13 protein-coding genes are annotated in these 19,071 nt (G+C 69.4%); 3 read left to right on the top strand and 10 right to left on the bottom strand.

Annotation, left to right across the window (positions count from 1 at the left end):
• Positions 1-101: 101 nt before the first annotated feature.
• The 3 genes from BM140_RS19560 to BM140_RS19550 all read right to left on the bottom strand — a co-directional run bounded on the left by BM140_RS19560 (position 102) and on the right by BM140_RS19550 (position 5,493).
• Complete coding sequence (locus BM140_RS19560) at positions 102-803, bottom strand: GntR family transcriptional regulator (RefSeq protein ID WP_091950212.1); 702 nt, start codon at positions 801-803, stop codon at positions 102-104.
• 158 nt (positions 804-961) lie between these two features.
• Positions 962-4,096, bottom strand: a complete 3,135-nt coding sequence (locus tag BM140_RS19555) for an efflux RND transporter permease subunit (protein WP_091950210.1) — start codon at positions 4,094-4,096, stop codon at positions 962-964.
• Positions 4,097-4,104: 8 nt separating this feature from the next.
• Positions 4,105-5,493 (bottom strand): efflux RND transporter periplasmic adaptor subunit, encoded by a 1,389-nt coding sequence (locus BM140_RS19550; RefSeq protein WP_342030034.1) that lies wholly within the window; start codon positions 5,491-5,493, stop codon positions 4,105-4,107.
• Positions 5,494-5,634: 141 nt separating this feature from the next.
• Between BM140_RS19550 and BM140_RS19545 the strand changes: the two genes are divergently transcribed.
• Genes BM140_RS19545 through BM140_RS19535 form a run of 3 tightly spaced genes read left to right on the top strand, consistent with a single transcriptional unit; the run spans position 5,635 to position 7,951 of the window.
• Positions 5,635-6,312, top strand: coding sequence for a response regulator transcription factor (locus BM140_RS19545; RefSeq protein ID WP_091950296.1), 678 nt, complete (start codon positions 5,635-5,637; stop codon positions 6,310-6,312).
• Complete coding sequence (locus BM140_RS19540) at positions 6,305-7,699, top strand: sensor histidine kinase (protein WP_091950208.1); 1,395 nt, start codon at positions 6,305-6,307, stop codon at positions 7,697-7,699. The genes BM140_RS19545 and BM140_RS19540 overlap by 8 nt, the downstream gene beginning before the upstream one ends.
• A gap of 3 nt (positions 7,700-7,702) precedes the next feature.
• Entirely contained in the window at positions 7,703-7,951 is a 249-nt protein-coding gene (locus tag BM140_RS19535) for a hypothetical protein (RefSeq protein WP_091950206.1), read from the top strand.
• Between the two features lie 37 nt (positions 7,952-7,988).
• Here the strand turns inward: BM140_RS19535 and BM140_RS19530 are convergent, their stop codons facing one another.
• The 7 genes from BM140_RS19530 to BM140_RS19500 form a co-directional block, all read right to left on the bottom strand.
• Positions 7,989-8,684: a VIT1/CCC1 transporter family protein gene (locus BM140_RS19530; RefSeq protein ID WP_091950204.1), complete on the bottom strand. Its 696-nt coding sequence runs from the start codon at positions 8,682-8,684 to the stop codon at positions 7,989-7,991.
• 5 nt (positions 8,685-8,689) lie between these two features.
• Positions 8,690-9,235, bottom strand: a complete 546-nt coding sequence (locus BM140_RS19525; protein ID WP_091950202.1) for a cytochrome b — start codon at positions 9,233-9,235, stop codon at positions 8,690-8,692.
• 270 nt (positions 9,236-9,505) lie between these two features.
• The gene (locus BM140_RS19520) at positions 9,506-12,019 is read right to left on the bottom strand and encodes a TonB-dependent receptor (RefSeq protein WP_091950200.1); all 2,514 of its coding nucleotides are present in this window, start codon (positions 12,017-12,019) and stop codon (positions 9,506-9,508) included.
• Positions 12,020-12,488: 469 nt separating this feature from the next.
• Complete coding sequence (locus tag BM140_RS19515; protein WP_244535516.1) at positions 12,489-13,472, bottom strand: TorF family putative porin; 984 nt, start codon at positions 13,470-13,472, stop codon at positions 12,489-12,491.
• A 322-nt stretch (positions 13,473-13,794) separates the two neighbouring features.
• Positions 13,795-16,143: a trimethylamine N-oxide demethylase gene (locus BM140_RS19510; RefSeq protein WP_091950198.1), complete on the bottom strand. Its 2,349-nt coding sequence runs from the start codon at positions 16,141-16,143 to the stop codon at positions 13,795-13,797.
• Between the two features lie 25 nt (positions 16,144-16,168).
• A complete protein-coding gene (locus BM140_RS19505) occupies positions 16,169-17,524 on the bottom strand; it encodes an NAD(P)-binding domain-containing protein (protein WP_091950196.1) in 1,356 nt (451 codons plus the stop codon).
• A 28-nt stretch (positions 17,525-17,552) separates the two neighbouring features.
• On the bottom strand, positions 17,553-18,683 hold the full coding sequence (locus tag BM140_RS19500; RefSeq protein WP_091950194.1) for an aminomethyl transferase family protein: 1,131 nt from the start codon (positions 18,681-18,683) through the stop codon (positions 17,553-17,555).
• Between the last annotated feature and the right edge of the window lie 388 nt (positions 18,684-19,071).

Genomic DNA, 19,071 nt, shown 5'->3' with positions numbered 1-19,071 from the left:
GCCCGGTCGGCGAAGCCAATGCGGGGCTCCGCCCCAAACCCCGCCGAAGGGATGATCCCTTCGGTATCCCGGACTTCTGACGAGACGCGATATAGGAATCCTCAGCCCTCGACGTAGGGGGCGAGCAGGCGGATCAGGTCGCGTTCGCGCCGGGGCTCGGCGACGATGCGGGCGCGCTCGGCCACCGCGTCGAGATGGTGGTCCATCAGGGCCACCGCCCGTCCGGCATCGCCTGCGACCAAAGCCGCCACGATCTCCCGGTGCTCGCTCACCGCGCAATCGGACGAGTGCGGCCGGCTGTAGAGCGACAGGACCAGGGCGCAGCGGTAGCCGAGTTCGGCGACGTAGCGGGTCAGCACCGGGCTGCCGGTCATCTCGGCGAGCAGCAGGTGGAACTCGGTGGCGAGCCGGATCGAGGCCGCCTCCGGCCCGCCGCTCGCCCGCTCCTCGCCCGCGATATGGGCCTCCAGCGCGGCCCGCTGCGCGTCGCTCAAGGTGCCGGCGAGGCGCTGGACTACGAGCCGCTCCAGGCTGATGCGCACGTCGAAGGTGTCGCGCGCCTCCTCCCAGCTCGGGCTCGCCACCACGGCGATGCGGTTGCGGCGCAGTTCCACCAGCCCCTCCCCCGCGAGCTGGACGAGGGCTTGGCGCGCGATGGTGCGGCTGACGCTGAAGCGCTCGCCGAGCGCGTCCTCGGGCAGCCGGTCCCCGGGGGCGAGCGCCCTCTCCACGATGGCCCGTCGCAGCGACCGGCAGATCGTCCCGACCCGGTCGGTCGGGGGGCTCGTCTCGCCCTGTCTCATGATCGACGCAAGATCCCGTTGCAGTGCGCGCACGCGCCCGGTCCGGCCATGCACGATCGGCGCCGCCGCGTCTCGGCCCGACGGCCGGACGTGTGAAACCCGGATCGGCCGTGATTCGGAAGCCGTCGTACGCGGCCGGACCGTGCGCGTCGCGCGTTCTACGCGTCGGTGCGCCTCCGCGATGCGGCGGCGGTCGATCCGTATCGGGGCTCGGCGGGGCCGGTGAAGGGGAGGCGCAATCGCACGACGAACGGATAGACCGTCGGCAGCACGATCAGGGTCAGCCCCGTCGCGGTGATCAGCCCGCCGATCACGACGGTGGCCAGCGGGCGCTGCACCTCGGCGCCGGCGCTGGTCGAGAGCGCCATCGGCAGGAAGCCGAGCGTCGCCACGAGCGCGGTCGTGATCACCGGGCGCAGGCGCATCTCGGCGGCCCGCGTCGCCGCCTCGCGGGGATCGAGGCCGGCGCGTTCGAGATCGCGGATATAGCTCGTCAGCACCACGCCGTTCAGCACGGCGATGCCGAAGGTGGCGATGAAGCCGACCGCCGCCGAGACCGAGAACGGCAGGTCGCGCAGCCACAGCGCGAGGATGCCGCCGGTCGCCGCGATCGGCACGTTGAGGAAGATCAGCCCGGCGAGGCGGAGGTCGGAGAACATCACCACGAGCAGCACGAGGATCGCGGCCATCGCGGCGGGCACCACCACGGAGAGGCGGGCTGTCGCCTCTTGGAGGTTCCGGAACTGGCCGCTCCATTCGAGGGCATAGCGCGGCGGCAGGGCGACCTGCGCCGCCACAGCGGCCTGCGCCTGGGTGACGAAGCTCTGCACGTCGCGCCCGCGCACGTTGGCCTGGACCGAAATGCGCCGCTGCAACCGGTCGCGGCTGATCTGGGCCGGGCCCGAGGCCAGCGTGACCGACGCGACCAGCGAGAGCGGCACCAGCGCCTTGCCGCTGCCCCCCACCGGCAGCGTGCGGATGCGCTCGACGTCGCTGCGGTCGTCGGCCGAGAGCCGCACCACGATGTCCGTGATGGCGTTGTCGTCGCGGTAGACTATGCCGGCGGTTCGCCCGCCGATCGCCTCGACGGTGTCCAGCACGTCCGCCACGTTGACGCCGTAGCGGGCGGCCGCCGCGCGATCGATCTGGATCGACAGGGCCGGCATCCCGGCTTGCGCCTCCGCCTTCACGTCGGCCGCGCCCGGCACGGCAGAGACGGCCCGCACGATGGCGTCGGCCTTGTCCTTCAGCACCGCGAGGTCGTCGCCGTAGAGACTGATCGCCACGTCGCCGCGCACCCCCTCCATCAGGTCGTCCATCCGCATCTGGATCGGCTGCGAGAAGGAATAGGCGACGCCCGGCACTTCCTCTTCGAGACGTTTCTCGAAAGCCGTGACGAGGCCGTCCTGCGTCTGCGCGGTGGTCCAGGTCGCCGGGTCTGTCAGCGTGATGAAGCTGTCGGTCGATTCGACCCCCATCGGATCGGTCGGAATCTCGGCGCTGCCGGTGAGCGACACCACCCGCTTCACCTCCGGGAAGGATTTCAGCACCGTCTCGATACGGTGGACCACCTTCAGCGAGGCCTCGAGGTTGATGCCGGGCAGCTTCTCCGAGGTGACGACGAGGGAGCCCTCCGAGAGCTTGGGCAGGAACTCGCCGCCGAGGCGGGTGGCGAGGAGGCAAGTGCCGCCGAACAGGGCCAACGTCACGAGCGTCGTGATGCCCGCATGCCGCTCGGCCCCGCGCAGGACCGGCGTGTAGAGCCGGCGCACGCCGTGGACGAGGCGCGTCTCACGCTCGCCGGTCCCCGGTCCGGCCAGGACCAGGGCGGCGAGCGCCGGGATCACCGTCAGGGTCAGGACGAGGGAGCCGGCCAGCGCCAGGATCACGGCGAGCGCCATGGGTCGAAACATCTTGCCGGCCACGCCTTCGAGCGCCAGTACCGGCAGGTAGACGATCATGATGATTGCCACCGCGAACAGGACCGGCCGCGCCACCTCGGCGGCGGCGTCGCGGATCACGTCGAGGGGCGGCCGCTCGGGATGCTCGCCGCGGGCGCGCAAGACGTTCTCGACCATCACGACGGCGCCGTCGACGATCAGGCCGAAATCGATGGCGCCCAGGCTCATCAGGTTGCCCGAGAGCCCGAGCGCCCGCATCCCGGCGAACGCCATCAGCATCGAGAGCGGGATCGCCACCGCGACGACGAGCCCGGCGCGTAGGTTGCCGAGCAGCAGGAGCAGCACGACCACGACGAGGACCGCGCCCTCGACGCCGTTGTGGATCACGGTGTGGATCGTCCGCTGCACCAGCCCCGAGCGGTCGTAGAAGGGGACGATGGCGATGCCCGGCGGCAGTTCCGGGCGAAGCGCGTCGAGCGTCGCCTTCACCCGCTCCACGACCGCGCTGGCGTTCTCGCCCTGCTGCATCATGGCGATGCCGACGACCGTCTCGCCCGCCGCATCGTGCGTCACCGCGCCGAGGCGGACCTTCGGGGCCTCCACGACCTTGCCGAGGTCGGCGATCGTCACCGGCAGGCCGCCCGCCTGCGTCGCGACCACGATGGCGGCGAGATCCGAAGGGTCTTTCGCGAGGCCGAGACCGCGGATCACCTGCTGCTGGTCGTTATGCTCCAGATAGGCGCCGCCGCGGGCCAAATTGTTCTGCGCCAGCGCCGCGTAGACCTGGGCGAGCGTCACGCCGTAGCGGTGCAGCGCCTCGGCCGAGACCTGCACCTCGTAGGTCGGCAGCTCGCCGCCGTAGATGTTCACGTCGGCGATGCCGGGGGTCAGCTTGAGGCGCGGCGCGATGGTCCATTGCAGGAGGCGCTTGAGCTCCATCGGCGAGTAAGCCGGGCCCCGCAGCTCGAACTGGTAGATCTCGCCCAGCCCCGTCGCCATCGGCCCCATCTGCGGATCGCCGACGCCCGCCGGCATCATCGCCTTGGCCTGGGGCAGGCGCTGGAAGACCTGATTGCGCGCCTCGGTGAGCGGCACCCCGTCCTCGAACGTGACGTAGACTGCCGAGACGCCGAAGCGCGAGGTCGAGCGCACGGTCGTCAGCCCGGGCGCCCCGGCCATGGCGCTCTCGACCGGAAAGCTCACCAGCCGCTCGACCTCCAGCGGCCCCAGCCCCGGCGAGAGGGTGAGGATCATCACCTGTTTCGGTGAGATGTCCGGCACCGCATCGATCGACAGGCCCTCGATGTTGGCGATGCCGCCCGCAGTGCCCATGACGGCGAGCACCAGCACGAGCCAGCGGCGGCGGATCAGCAGGGCGAACCAAGCCTTCATGGCGGGCCTCAATCGGTCGCGCCGAGGAGGGAGCGCAGCAGGATCGCCTTGAGGCCGAAGCTGCCTTCCGTCGCCACGCTCTCGCCGTCAGCCACGCCCGATCTCACCTCGACCCAGTCGGCCCGCTGCACGCCGAGCGTGAGCGCCCGCTTCTCGAAGCGCCCAGGAGCCGTGCGCACGAAGGCGATGGGGCCGTCCTCGGTCTGCTGCACGGCCGCCGCCGGGATCGTCACCGCCTCACGGTGGAGGTCGGCCGCGATCTCGACGGAGACGAACAGGTTGGCGCGTAAAGATCCGTTCGGGTTGGCGATCTCGATCCGGGCCGGGGCGGTGTTGGTGGCGGGATCGACCGCGGCGTTGACCGAGCGCACCCGGCCCTCGAAAAGCGGGTGATCGGGGATCGGCGCCTGCACGGTCACCGCGTCGCCCGGCGCCACCCGCGCGATGTCGGCGCCGTAGAGGTTGGCCAGCACCAGAACCTGCGACGGGTCGGCGACCGTGAAGGCGTCGCGGCCGGTATCGACCACTTCGCCCAGCGTCAGGTTGGCGCTCGTCACCACGCCGTCGATCGGCGCGACGATGGCGCTGACGCTCGGGCCCAGGGCGGGCCGGGGCGCGAGGCGGTCGTACTGCGCCTGGAACAGATCGACCTTGGCCTGTGCCGAGAGTGTCGCCGCGTGCGCCTTCGCCAGATCGACCTGACGCCGATCGACCTCGGCCTGGGCGACGCCGCCGATCTTCAGAAGGTCCTGTCCGCGTTTCACGTTGGTGTCGGCGACTTTCTCCGTCGCCTGCGCCTCGACGAGGTTCGCGCGTGCCTCGTCGAGGCCGTTGCGCGCATCGAGCACGCCCGCCGCGTCGAGGGTCGCCAATGCCTGCCCGGCGCGCACCGTGTCGCCCGGCTGGACGTTCAGTCCGACGACGCGGCCCTGCGTGCGCGGCTTCAGCCGCGTGACCCGCCGCTCGTCGAACGCGATCGTGCCGGGCGCCCGCACCGGAAGCACGATTTTCCGTATCCTGGCCTCACCGAAGGCGAGCCCGATCCGCTTCTGTCCGGCCTCGTCCAAGGTGACGGCGTTCGGGTCGCTCGGGGACTCGGCGGGCGCCTCCTTGGGCGAAGGCTCCGCCTCCGGTGCGGCAAGGCCCAGCCGGACGAGCACCGGGGCGGCGAGCGGTTCGAGCCGAGCCACCAGCGGAGCGCGAAACATCCAGCCGAGGCCGGCGAGGGCGAGCGCAGCAGCGAACAGGACGACGAAGAGCCATGGGGGCTTGCTCCCCGGCCTCCGCCACGGCGGCGCGGGCTCCGCCGGCCCCGTGGCTTCGCGCTCGGAACGCGGATCGCCCGTGCCGACGCCTCGCGCGCCATCCTTCACGGCCATCAGCACGACCGCACCCACCCTGCTCCGTTGAGATGTCCGCTGACCTAGCCGCCCCCCCCGGCCGCGCCACTAAATTCGGTTTCATGGTCGTCCTCGCCCCGCGACAGCGGCGTTGTTTTGCGACAATCAGTCTTCGAACGGATGCGGGCGGTGGAGACCGTGGCGAGGTTGTTGCTGATCGAAGACGACGAGGAGACCGCACAGGACATCCTCGGCGACTTGCGCGGGCGCGGCCATGTCGTCGCCTGGGCGCAGACCGGCCCGGACGGGGCCGCCCAGGCGCGGGCCGAACCGTTCGACGCGCTGATCCTCGACCGGATGCTGCCCGGCCTCGACGGGCTCACGGTGTTGCAGCAGCTGCGCGGCGAGGGCCATCGCGTCCCGGCCCTGGTGCTGAGCGCGCTCGGCACCGTGGACGAGCGCATCCGCGGCCTCAGGGCCGGCGGCGACGACTATCTCGCCAAACCCTTCGCGCTGGCCGAACTCGCCGCCCGGCTCGAGGCGCTGCTGCGCCGGCCCGCCGACACCCGCGAGACGCTGCTGCGGGTCGGCAGCCTGGAGATCGACCTGATCACGGGGACCGGCCGGCGCGGCACCCGCGACCTCGACCTGCTGCCGCGCGAACTGAAGCTCCTCGAATACCTGATGCGCCGTCCCGGTCAGGTCGTGACCCGCGCGCTCCTGTTCGAGGAGGTGTGGAATTACCGCTTCACCCCGAAATCGAACCTCATCGACGTCCATCTCGGCCGCCTGCGGCGCAAGCTGGAGGCGGAGGGCGAGCCGCCGGTGATCCACAGCGTGCGCGGCATCGGCTTTTCCCTGATGCCCGATGATTGATCCGTTTCGCTCCACCCGCCTGCGCTGGGCGGCCGGGATCGCGCTCTGGTCCGTGCTGCTGGCGCTCGCGACCTTCGCCTTCGTTTACTGGCAGACCGCGAGCTTCCTGCGCGAGGAGGTGGCCGAGACGCTGCGGCTCGAAGTCCGCGCCGCCGCCGCCGACCCGGCCGCCGCCGCGGGGCGCGTCGATACGTGGATCGCCATGGACCTGCATGCGCGCCACGCCGCCGGGCTCTTCGCGGCCGACGGGCGGCGGCTGTCGGGAAACATCCTGGCCATGCCGGCGGATTTGGCGCCGGACGGCGACGCCGCCCGCGTGCCGGCGCGGGTCGATCTCGGCGAGCGTACGATCGACGACGAGATCTGGGCGGCGGCGCTGGCCCTGCCCGACGGCCGCACGGTGGTGATCGCCCACGACACCGACGAGATCGACCGGGTGCGGGCCACCAGCCTGCGGGCGCTCGGCCTCGGCCTGCTGCCGACGCTCGTCGTCTCCGGTCTCGGCGGCTGGCTGCTGGCGAGCCGCGCCCGCCGACGCTTGGCCGCGACGGAAGCCGCGCTGGAGCGGGTGATGCGGGGCGATCTCGGCCAGCGCCTGCCGGTCGGCGCCCGCGACGACGAGTTCGACCGGCTGGCCGGCAACGTCAACCGGATGCTCGACGAGATCGAGCGCCTGCTCCACGAGGTCCGCAGTGTCGGCGACGCCGTCGCCCACGACCTGCGCACGCCGTTGACGCGGCTGCGCGCCCGGCTGGAGCGCACCCGCGACGGCGCCGAAACCGTCGTCGAGTTCCGCGACGCGATCGACCAGGGGCTCGTCTGGATCGACCAGACGCTCGCCATGGTCACCGCGGTGCTGCGCATCGGCGAGATCGAGCACGGGCGGCGCTTCGCGGGGTTCGCGCCGGTCGATCTCGCGCCGCTGGTGCGCGAGGTGGCGGAGTTCTTCGAGCCGGTCGCCGAGGACAAGGAGATCGCCCTGAGCGTCACGACCGAGCCCGGCATCCCGCCGGTCGCGGGCGACCGCGACCTTCTGTTCGAGGCGGTCTCCAACCTCGTCGAGAACGCCGTGAAGTTCACGCCCCCCGGCGGGCGCATCCGCCTCAGGCTGGCGCGCTCCGGCGCCGACGGCATCGTGTCCGTCGAGGATACCGGCCCCGGCATCCCGGAATCCGAGCGCGAGCGGGTGTTCCGGCGGTTCTACCGGGCCGAGCCGGCCCGCCACACGCCGGGCCACGGTCTCGGCCTCGGACTGGTCGCGGCGATTGCCCATCTGCACGGCTTCCGCGTCGAGGCGGCGGCCTCGCCCGAGGGCGGTGCCCGCTTCGCCCTCCGCTGCCGATCCCGGCCCGGCGCCGTTCCGGCAAACATCCCGCACGAGGCCTGATCGATGTTCCGCCCGATGATCGCCGCCTTCGCCCTGATGGCGGGCTTGTCCCCCGCGCCGGCGCAGCAACCGGCACGCTCGCCCGATGCGGACCCGACCTTCGTCGAGCCGAAGGACACCGCTCACCGGCATTGCGCGGGCTCCTGCGTGAAGTCCGGCAGCTTGCAGTGGTACTGCCGGGCGGACCAGACCTGCTCGCTCGATTGCGGCACCGCGCCGCCGAAGCGGCATTGCCACGACCCGAAGCCTTGAGCGTCGGCCCGGCCGGCGGGGTCCGGCTTTTCCCTCGTCACACGGCCTTGCCGACGAGACTTCCGATCCCCGCCGTCACCGCCATGGCGAGAACGCCCCAGAAGGTCACGCGCGCCGTGGCGCGGGCGATGGGCGCGCCGCCCGCCTTGGCGCCCAGGGCGCCGAGCACGGCCAGGAAGACCAGTGAGGCCACCGACACGGTGAAGGCCGCGAGGTGGCCCGGCGAGAGCGCAGCGACCGCCAGCGGCAACGCCGCCCCGGCCGAGAACGTCGCCGCCGAGGTCAACGCCGCCTGCACCGGACGCGCCGCCGTGACCTCCGAGATGCCGAGTTCGTCCCGGGCATGGGCTCCCAGCGCATCCCTGGCCATGAGCTGCTCGGCGACCTGCAGGGCGAGCGCGTGGTCGAGACCGCGTTCGACGTAGATCCGCGCCAGCTCCTCCCGCTCGGCATCCGGATCTTCGGCGAGTTCGCGGCGTTCGCGGTCGAGGTCGGCCCGTTCGGTGTCGGCCTGCGAACTCACCGAAACGTATTCGCCCGCCGCCATCGACATCGCCCCCGCGACGAGGCCGGCGCTGCCTGCGACCAGGATCTCGCTCGTGCCCGCGGCGGAGGCCGCGACGCCGACGATGAGGCTCGCGGTGGAGACGAGGCCGTCATTCGCGCCGAGCACGGCCGCGCGCAGCCAGCCGATCCGGTCGATGAGGTGCCGTTCGGTGTGGACGGGACGCATCGTTGTCAGGTCCTCCGGGGCAGCATGCGACGCAGGACGGCGTCGTGCCAGAGATAATGGTGAACGAGCGCGGCGACGGCGTGAAACAGCGCCAGCAGCAACAGGAGGTTGGCGGCGAGGCCGTGCCACCGGGTCAGAGGCTGCCGCCACGCCGGATCGCCGAGTTGCGGCAGGCCGACCGGGCCGAGGGAGGCACCGCGCACGAAGGCGTTGGCGATGCCGAGACCGACGATGACGGCGAGGAGGACGTACAGCGCCGCATGGGTCGCCTTCGCCAAGCGATGGAGCGGGCCGCGATCCGCCACCGGAAGATCCCGGCCCCTGCCCCGGCGCCAGACGAGAAGGGCGAGGACGAGGGCCGCGAGAGCGAAGCCAAGATCGACATGGGCGGACCAGACGCCCGAGCGCAGCCCGCCCTTCGGAACGAGGTCTTCGAGGAACGTCCCGATCAGCCACAGGCCGAGAACCAGCCCTGCGGTGAGCCAGTGCAGGGCGATGGTGGGCGCATCGTATCGCCCGGTTCGGTGCAGGGTCTCGGTGGGTCGCGTCATTCTCGGCCTCCTGGTTTGGCCACCGACGCTGCCGACGGATGACGAAGGGCGACGGGACCGATGGGCCGGGCGCGCATCCGGGGGGCCGCTGCGCCGCCTCGACGGCCCTGGGCGCGGGAGACTGCGCCGGGGCCGGGATGTTTGAAACTAAATTCCGTTTCAGACGCGGCCCCCATGGTCACCGGCCCCGAAGCGGAAGTGGCGCCCGAACGGGCGCCGTTTTGCTTCTTCGTCCGGCCGCATACCGTGCGGGCCGCCGCCGGAGTTGCTTCAGTTTTTGCGCACGAGCGGCTCGACCGGCGGCGCCGGCGGCGGGGCGTTGAAGGTGTAGCGCAGGCCGCCGTAGACCGAGAGCGGCTGGGCCAGCGTCGTGGTGCGGGGATCGTTGATCGGGTAGCGGTTGGCCACGAGCCCGCCCTCGACGAAAGTGCCGAAGGTCGCGTAGCGGTTGTTGGTCAGGTTGGTGACGAGGCCGAACAGCTCCAGGCTGTCGTTGACCCGGTAGCTCGTGTTGAGCCCGAGCACGTAATAGGACGGCAGCTTGCGGTTGAGGTTCGATTCGTCGCCGCGATAATAGGCCGACGAATAGGCCTGCAGGTTCAGCCCGACCTTCCAGCCTGGCAGCAGCAGGTAGTCGAACCCGACCTTGAACTGGTGGTCGGGGATCAGCGGCACCTTGTTGCCGGGGCGCACGGCGATCGCGCCGTCCTCGCCCGCCAGCGGGTTGTTCGGCGAGGAGAGCGTGCCGCTGAACTGGAAGGTCGCGTCGATCAGCGCGTAGTTGGCGTAGAGCGAGAGGTCGCCGCGGCTGTACTCGGCGCCGACCTCGATGCCTTGGCGTCGGGTCGCCGGCACGTTGACGTAGTAGCCGCGGGCCGCATTGCCGGGAGTCGCGAGCTGGATGATGTCGTCCGACAGATCGGTGCGGAAGGCGCTGAGCTTGTAGGTGAGCGCGCCGTCGTAGACCCCCGCCACCGCGCCGCGGATGCCGGCCTCGTAGGTCCGCGCCGTGACCTGCTTGAGCGGCGGATCGGCGACCAGCGAGTTCGGCAGCAGGCAGGGCCGCTCCGGGTTGGCGCAGGCGAGTTCCAGCGGCGTCGGCGCGCGGTTCGATTCGGAATAGCTGCCGAACAGCGAGAGTTCCGGCAGGAACCGGTAGGTCAGGCCGGCGATCGGGTTGATCTTGGTGAAATAGTGAGTGCCGTTCACGTCCGGCGAGAAGCCGGTGAGATCGCGCGTCGTCACCCGCGCGAAGTTGAGCCGCGCGCCCGCAGTCAGCGCGAGGCTGTCGGTGAGGTCGAGGGTGTCGGTGGCGTAGAGGCCCATATACAGGTTCGAGCCGATCACGCTGCTCGGCGCGATGCCGAGCGCGCCTTCCGTGCGCAGGAAGTCCGTGCCGAGGCCGGGCACGGCGCCGTAGAACGAGTTGCCCGGATTCGTCGTGACGAGCAGGTTCGGGTTGATGACGGCGAGCGCACTCGAGGACTTGAAGGCATAGTCGGCGACATCGATGCTGCCGCCGATCACGAAGCTGTTGGTGAGGCCGAACAGCCGGTCCCGGTTGGCCGCCTGGAGCGAGCCGCCATAGCCGGCAGCCTCGGTCCGGGTGATGTCGATGGTGCCGTAGGGGACGCCGTCGCGGTAGGGGATGAGCTGCCCGTTGCGGCCGCGGATGCGGAACTGGTCCTGAGCGATGGTGTCGGCGAAGCCGTCGCGCTCGAAGCAGAGGGCGCCGGGCGTGGTCGAATCCGGCCCGCATTCCTCGAAGTTGCCGTCGTTGCCGTCAACGTAGGAATTGCTGAAGCGGCGGAAGTAGGCGTTGCCCGACAGGTCCCAGGTCGGCGAGAGATCGACCCGGCCCGTCACCTGCAGCGTGCCCATCTGCGTCGTCGTGGTCTGCGGGAAGGTGAAGATCGCCCGCGGATCGACATGGGTGAAGTCGACCGGCGCCGCGGAGGCCGCACCGAAGAAGGTGCGGGCGAAGGCGCCGATGACGTGGAACTCGCTGTCCTGCGCCCGGTAGCCGAGATCGGTGTAGATGCGTCCGATCGTGCTCGGGCTCTCGTAGCGCCAGCCGCGGTCGTTCAGCCCGTCGCCGTTGAAGTAGAAGCTGAACGGCCCGCTGATCTGGCCGTGCTGCAACCCGCCGGCGATGCGCCCGTCCGAGCCGCCGAGTGCGGTCACTTCGGTGCCCTGCCACGTGAAGCCGTTCTTCATCTGGACGTTGATCGCGCCGCCCAGGGCGTTGAGGCCGAAGACGGGGTTGCCGGTGACCACGTCGATGCGCTGGATCGCCGAGGGCGGGATCAGGTCGAACTGGACGATGTCGCCGAAGGCCTCGTTGATGCGCACGCCGTTCTGATAGACGGCGAGCCCCTGCGGCACGCCCTGAACCGGCGAGGCGGTGAAGCCGCGGTAGTTGATGTCGACGCGGTTGGAATTGCCCTGGGCGTCCGAGATGTTGAGCCCGGGGGTGCGCCGGGCGAGGGTCGTCACGACGTTGCCGGTGGCGCGGTCGGTCTCGAGGTCGGCGGCGGTGACGCTCTCCACCGTACTCGGGATCTTGTAGAGCGGCTGGGCGCCGCCGCGCAGGCGCGGCTCGGCCGGGGACGGCAACGGCAGGGCCGGACCGTTTGCGGGCGTCGCCGGAGGGCTTGCGGTGCCGGCGCCGACCGGCGTGGTGGCGACGACGCTGATCTCGTCCAGCGTGACCTGCTGCTGCGCGTGGCCCACGCCCGGCAGGAGCGCGACCGACACGAGAAGAGCGCTGCGTAGCATCCGCATGTGGCGATCCGACCCGGCAGACTGGCCGGGCCGTTCTGCGGGCCCGAGCGTGACGGTTCGTGATGTGCGGGAGATCGCCGTCGCGGAGCAAGGCGCGCACGATCACATCCGGGAGGATAGTCCCGGGGAATTGCGTGATTGCCATGGGATGTGATCGGCAAGACACGCAGGAAAGGCCGTGGCGATATGGCAATTTCGGAGGTGGCGATACCCTCCAACGCATCGGGAGCCGCGGTCCTGCCCGCCGATCGTTCCGGAGCATTGTGCAAGACATCGTATCCAGCACGATGCTCTCGATTGTTGTGCCGCACCGACTTTTCTCAAAAGTCGGTTCCCGCTTCGTCAGACCGATGCATCAGATCCGTATCCGACCCGACTGCATCGGTTCAAAGTCTCCTAGGTTCTGTCGCTCATGGTTGCGACGAACCGCTTCTGCGTTTGTCGAAATACATTCCGCGAGGACGACGCTTTACTTGAAGAAGTCGAGAAAGCCGCCGGGCTCCGCGTAGACGCCCGGGGCGGCGGTCGAGGCCTGCCACGTGATCGTGCCGATCAGGGCCGAGCCGCACCAGCGCGAGGTGCCGCCGTTGATGAAGCCGCGGTAATCGCCGGTGAAGGTGAAGCATTCCGACGGCGTCAGGCTTGTGTCGTGGTAGCGGAAATCGAGCAGCAGGTTCTTGTAGAGGTAGGATACGCCGACATTGCCGTAGAGGTAGCTCGGCAGGTTGACCGAGGGGAACCGGCCGGTGACCGGATTGAACGGACCGGTGGCCGAGGTTTTGGCGGCGCCGAGCGTGAAGTAGCCGAGTTCGCCCGAGATCGAGAAGCCGCCGGCATAGGCATCGGGCAGGAACGAGAACCAGGACGCCGGCAGCGTGTAGGCCGCCGTGCCCGAGGCGTAGGTGCCGATCGCGTGCGTGCCGAAGAAGTTCGGCGAGTGGTAGACGTTGGCGCCGAGCACGAGGCTGTCGGTCGCCTGATAAAGGACGCGGGCAGCGCCTTCGTAGAAGTCTGAATTGGCCTGCGTCAGCGGGAAGAAGTTATTTCCGTCAAACCCGAGGATGCGTTTCTCGTTCGGGTAGAAGTAGTACAGGAAGCCGAGATCGAAAGTGAACTTGTCCCAGGTCGGCCGGATGCCGGCCATCAGGTCGAACTCGAAATCCGGCTGGGTTGGCAGGCGGGTCTGCAGCGTCGCGAAGGCGGTGTAGAAGAAGTTGTTGAAGAAATTGACCTCGAAGTAGCTCTGGTAGCTGCCCTGGAGGTTGGATTGCGACACGCCACGGAAATTATAGTCGCTGGCGTAGCGCGAGAAGAACGAGAACCCGACCAGATTGTCGGACACCTTGGCCGCGGCCGGCATTTCCTTCGGAGCGGCGAGATCGGCGGCCTCGGCCTGGGCACAGAACAGAGTTCCGACCGCGACCAGGGTACGGGTAAGCGAAATTTTCGTCATGATGGCAGACCCCAGCACTGCACGAACACAGCATGTCGACCGGAGCCGGTCGCCAACATCCTGTTTCGGATCTCGTATGCAGGTCTGATTGTCCGCGGAGTCGGATAATCCACTCAAGTGTGAAAATTGGGCAATTGCCTCAAATTTGTCGCTGCTGCTGCCTTTCCTGTGGAGTATAGCGCTTTTGCAACAACAACTCGGTGGCTTTGACGGAATTGGATTGAAAACGACCAGAGCCCCGCGCGACCCGATTGTTGCAGGCCGGCAGGGTTCAACTCTCGATCCGCTCTTCAGGCCGGCAATCCGGCCGGAAGACGACTTTTCAGGCTGGCATGCCCGCCGTCTCGACGGTTTCGGTCGGCGATGTCGGACGCGGCGGCGGGGTGCCGAGCGCCGGCTCGGCCCGGACGCGTGTCTTCTCCGGATCGTAATGGGGGAACGGCACGACGCTTGCCGCCAGGCGCTTGCGGTGGCCGTCGAGCTTGCCGATCTCGACCGCCGTGCCGATCTTGGCGGCGGACAGATCGAGGCGGGCGAGCGCGATGGTCTTGCGCAGGACCGGCGAGCGCGCGGCACTGGTGATGACGCCGACCTGGGCCCGACCGATGTAAACCGGATCGCCATGGCCGACCGCCTCGTTGCCGATGAGGTCGAGTCCGACGAGCCGGCGCTGCGGCGCCGCGCGCCGCCGGGCGAGTGCCTCCTGGCCGGAATAGGCTTCCGATTTCGCCGCCGCGACGGCAAAGCCGATGCCGGCCTCGAACGGATCGGTCTGATCGCAGAACTCGTACTCGGCGAAGACGAGACCCGCCTCGATGCGCAGCATGTCGAGGGCGGCGAGCCCCGCCGGGACGAGGCCGTGCGGCGCCCCCGCCTCCATGACCGCCCGCCAGACGGCGGGGCCTTGCCCGGGATGGCACCAGACTTCGTAGCCGAGTTCGCCGGTATAGCCCGTGCGCGAGACCACCACGGGCACGCCGGCGAGCCGCCCCACGGTGAAGCGGAACCACTTCAACTCCGAAATACTCGGCTGATGCGGCGGCGTGACGAGAATCGGGTGCAGGACGTGGCGGGCGCGGGGCCCCTGGATCGAGAGGTTGTGGAGCTGATCGGTCGATTCGCGGACCCAGACCTTGAGGCCGTGCCGCTCCGCCATCTCGCGCAGCCAGGGCCCGCAATAGGCATCGCCGCAGACCCAGCGGAAGTTGTTCTCTCCCAGACGGAACAGCGTGCCGTCGTCGATCATGCCGCCATGCTCGTAGCACATCGCGGCGTAGACGATCTGGCCGATGGCGAGCTTGCGCACGTCGCGGGTGATGGCGCGCTGCATCAGCGCCTCGGCATCCGGGCCGGTCACCTCGAACTTCCGCAGCGCCGAGAGGTCGAGCACCACGGCGCGCTCGCGGCAGGCCCAGTATTCCTCGATCGGCCCGGCGGCGGAGAAGCAGCTCGGCAGCCAGAAGCCGCGGTAATCCTCGAACTTGCGCGTCAGGGCGGCGGTGGCGGGGTGGAAGCCGGTCTCGCGGGTCAGGCGCGGCTCGGAATCGGGCATGGTGCGATGGCTCATTCCGCGGGGAAAGTCGCAGGCCGCGTCGTAGACCCGCACATGGATGTCCGTCGGCTCCCAGCCGTTGGCCGGGTCGATGTCGTCGGCGCAGGACGAGGTGGCGCAGACGAGGTCGGTCAGCGCCCGCAGCAGCACGTAATCGCCGGGGCGCGACCACGGCTCGTCCATGTCGATCCGGTCGTGGGGGCCGGGGATCGTGTTGTAGAAGAAGTTGATCGCCGGCCAGCCCTTGCGGGATGCGATGCCGTGCCGGGTCAGCACCGCATTGAAGTTGTCGGTGCAGTTCGAGTGGCCGGGATAGCCCATGTCCTCGTAATACTTCGCCGAGCAGGCGAGCATGAAGGTGTCGTGGCGGCCGACCGTGTCCTGCACCACCTCGACCAGCGGCACCATCCGGGCGTCGAAATACTTGGCGTGGAGGCCCGGCTTCGGCGAGGAGGTGCCCATCAGGGTGTGGGTCGTGGTGGCGTCGAGGCCGAACTCGCGGCCCTCAGCCAGCTCGGCGGCATCGAAGGCGAGGAAGTCGGCGCATTGGCGCCCGTCCACATCGATGATCTGGATGAACTGCCCGGCGCGCACGGTGAAGGCGCGGGCGGTGGCGGCATCGATCCGGATATCCTGGAGCGGCGGCGCCAGCGGTGGCGGCGCCTGCCCGGCAGTCGATTGCGTCGAGCGGATCGTCAGGCGGAGCGCCGTCGGGACGTCCTGCGCCTCGGGCGCCATCGCCCGGCCGGGGGCGGCGACGAGGCAGAGCGAGGCCTGCGCCGCGATGCCCTCCCAGACGGCGCCGGCTTGCGTCTCTCCGGCCAGGACCGCCAGCCCCGCGAGATCCGAGGGCGCGACATCGCCCGCCGCGAGGGTGGCGCGGGCCACCTCCGCGCCGTCGATCCCATTCGCGAGAAGGGATTCCAGGAACGGCGCCTCGCCCGCCGGCTCGAAGGTGCCGGCGCGGGCGTAGAGCAGCGCGCCCTGCAGCCCCTCCGGATCGACGATCCGCAGCACGTCGCCCGCCGTCACCGCGACGACGCAGCATCCGCCGCCCGGCACCTGGATCGCGCGCTCGCGCGCCGAAGCCGGGGCGGGCTGAAACCACATCTGGTTCATCGCATCCCTCTCTCGGGCCCGCGCCCTACTCGGCCGCCTGGGGCAGGCCCATGAAGGCGGGAAGCGAGTCGTCGAGCGCCTTCATCCACGTGGTGTGATGGCGCGGCGACAGCGTGCCGGTGATGGTCGAGGGATAGGACCGGTCGCGGTAGGTCAGGATGCCTTCCATCTTGTGGTGCTCCCATTCCTTGAACAAGGCCGCCACTCGGTCGACGTCGAGATGCGGGTAGTCGGTCGCGGCGAGGAGTTCGCGCACGTACTCGGTCTGGAAGTCGATCGCCTCGAACGGGTTGGTCAGCGTGTCCTGATACGCCAACCACTTGGCGATATCGGCGGCCTGGTCCTCGCGGCTCGGCAGATCGAGCCGGCCCATCATCACGTCGCGGGCGTACCAAGCCTGCGCGTCGAACATATTGAACGTGTAATACTGATCCTGCATCCCGATATAGATCAGCTTCGGGTTGTCCTGCCAGAAGATGCCCTTATAGAGGCCAGCCGGATAGAGGCAGTTCTTGGTCTTGAGCCGCAGTTCGTCGGGCAGGAACGGATAGCTGTGCTGGTAGCCGGTGCAGAGGATCACGGCATCGACCTCGGCCGACGAGCCGTCCTTGAAATGCGCGACCTTGCCGGTGAACTTCGTCAAGAGCGGGCGCTCCTCGAAGCCGGGCGGCCAGTCGAAACCCATCGGCTTGGTGCGGTAGCTGAAGATGATCGATCGGGCGCCGTACTTGATGCACTGCGTGCCGATATCCTCGGCCGAGTAGCTCGATCCGACCAGCAGCATCCGCTTGCCGACGAACTCGTCCGCCACACGGAAATCGTGGGCGTGCATGACGCGGCCGGGGAACTGGTCGATCCCCTCGAAATGCGGAACGCTCGGCACCGAAAAGTGACCGTTGGCGACGACGACGTGATCGAACTCCTCGGTCTGGTGCTCGTCCTTGATCAGATCCTTGGCCGTCACGGTGAAGCGGCCGGTCTCCTGCGAATACGAGACCCAGCGCACCGGCGTGCAGAAGCGGACGTATTTGCGCACGTCGCTGCGCTCGACCCGGCCGGCGATGTAATCGTGCAGCACGGCGCGGGGGGGATAGGACGGGATCGGTCGGCCGAAATGCTCCTCGAAGGAGTAGTCGGCGAATTCCAGACACTCCTTCGGACCGTTCGACCAGAGATAGCGGTACATGCTGCCGTGGACCGGCTCGCCGTTCTCGTCGAGGCCGGTGCGCCACGTGTAGTTCCAGAGGCCGCCCCAGTTCGACTGCTTCTCGTAGCAGACGAGTTCGGGCACATCGGCGCCGGCCCGGCGGGCCGCCTCGAAGGCCCGAAGCTGCGCCAGCCCGCTCGGGCCGGCGCCGATGATCGCGACACGCTTCGTCATGATGGCTCTCCCTGTTGAGCAGGCGGGATCAGGCGCGCTCGTCGAGCGGGTGGGTGCGCAGGCGCATCGGGTCGTAGAAGGGCGTGCGGACCACGTTGGCGGTGAGCGTGCCCTTGTCCGTGCGGATCTCGACCGCGGTGCCGAGGCCCGCGAGATCGGGCGGCAGGTGGGCGAGGCCGAGCGACTTCATGAGGTGGCGGCTGTAGGTCGAGCTGTTGAGCGTGCCGACCTCGCGACCCTCGTGGAAGATGCGCGAGCCCGGCGGCACCGCCTCGTCGTCGAGCACTTCGAGGCCGACCTGGCGGAAACGCTCCCTGCCCCTCTTGGCCGCGAGCGCCGCCTTGCCGCGGAAGTCCGGTTTGTCGAGATCGACCGTCCAGTCGGCCCCGACCTCCCAGGGGGTGGTGTCGGGCAGCGGCATGTCGAAGGGGAAGAACAGGAGCGCACCCTCGACGCGGACGATGTCGAGGCAGGTCCAGGAGGCGGCGCAGATGCCGAACGGCCTGCCGGCTTCCATGATCGCGTCCCAGATCGCGACCGCGTCCCTGGCGGCGCAAAAGACCTCGTAGCCGCGCTCGGCCGAGTAGCCGCCCCGCGCCAGCGACACGTCGAAGCCGAACAACGTCGTGCGGGCGTGGCGGAAGTATTTCAGGCCGGCGAGGTCGAGCGGCGTGTGGGGTTTCAGGATGTCGAGGGCCAGCGGACCCTGGAGCGATAGGATGTGGACGTCGTCGTCCTTGGCGACCGTCACGTCGCGCCCTTCGGTGAAGCGCGGCAGCGCATCCTCCAGGCTGCCGCCGCCATGCGAGAGGCGGAAGGCGTGGAGGCCGTCACGGTAGACCAGCACGTCGTCGATCAGCGCGCCTTCGTCGTCGACGATGTTGCTGATCGCCGATTCGCCGGGCTTCAGCCTCGACACGTCGCTCGTCAGCATGGCGTTGAGCATCGCCTCGGCATCGGGGCCGCTCACATTGATCATGCGCAGGCCGGACACGTCGAACAGGCCGGCCTTGGAGCGGACGATCGTCGTCTCCTCGTAGGGATCGGTGGCGTAGGTCTGAGGGATCGGCATCCCGTTCCACTCGGCGTCGAGCTTGGAGCCCAGCGCGAGATGACGGTCGTTGAGGGCGGATTGCCGGGGAAAGTCTTTGTAGCTCACGTCTTTTGCCCCTTCTGACGTTCAGAATGTTCCGGCCGCGCCGGGGATGAGCCCGGTGCGGCGTCGGATCGTCGGGCGGCCGGCACGAGTCCCGGCGCAGAGAAGGGCCGCCGGGGGTGCAGGCTCGCGAGGGGATTGCGCCCCCTCGCCGAGTTTTTCTTGGCAGGAAATTTTTAGACCTGGCCGGAATAATCGGGCAATGGTGACTGTTGGCACCATTCGGTCGAGCCGCGCGGCGTGATTGTGATGGGGATGCCGGCAGAGGCGCCTCATCCGCATGCGTCTTGCTTAAACGCGAGGCATGAAGCCGGGCCGGGCGGCGAAATCAGTCGTCCGGTCGGCGACGACCGGGATACGAATCGGAGGCACCGTTCCTTGCCGCCATCCC

The sequence above is a fragment of the Methylorubrum salsuginis genome (assembly GCF_900114375.1).
GTDB classification, from domain to species: Bacteria; Pseudomonadota; Alphaproteobacteria; order Rhizobiales; family Beijerinckiaceae; genus Methylobacterium; species Methylobacterium salsuginis.
Note: the sequence above shows the minus strand (reverse complement) of the source record. Positions and strands in the feature narration are given on the sequence as shown.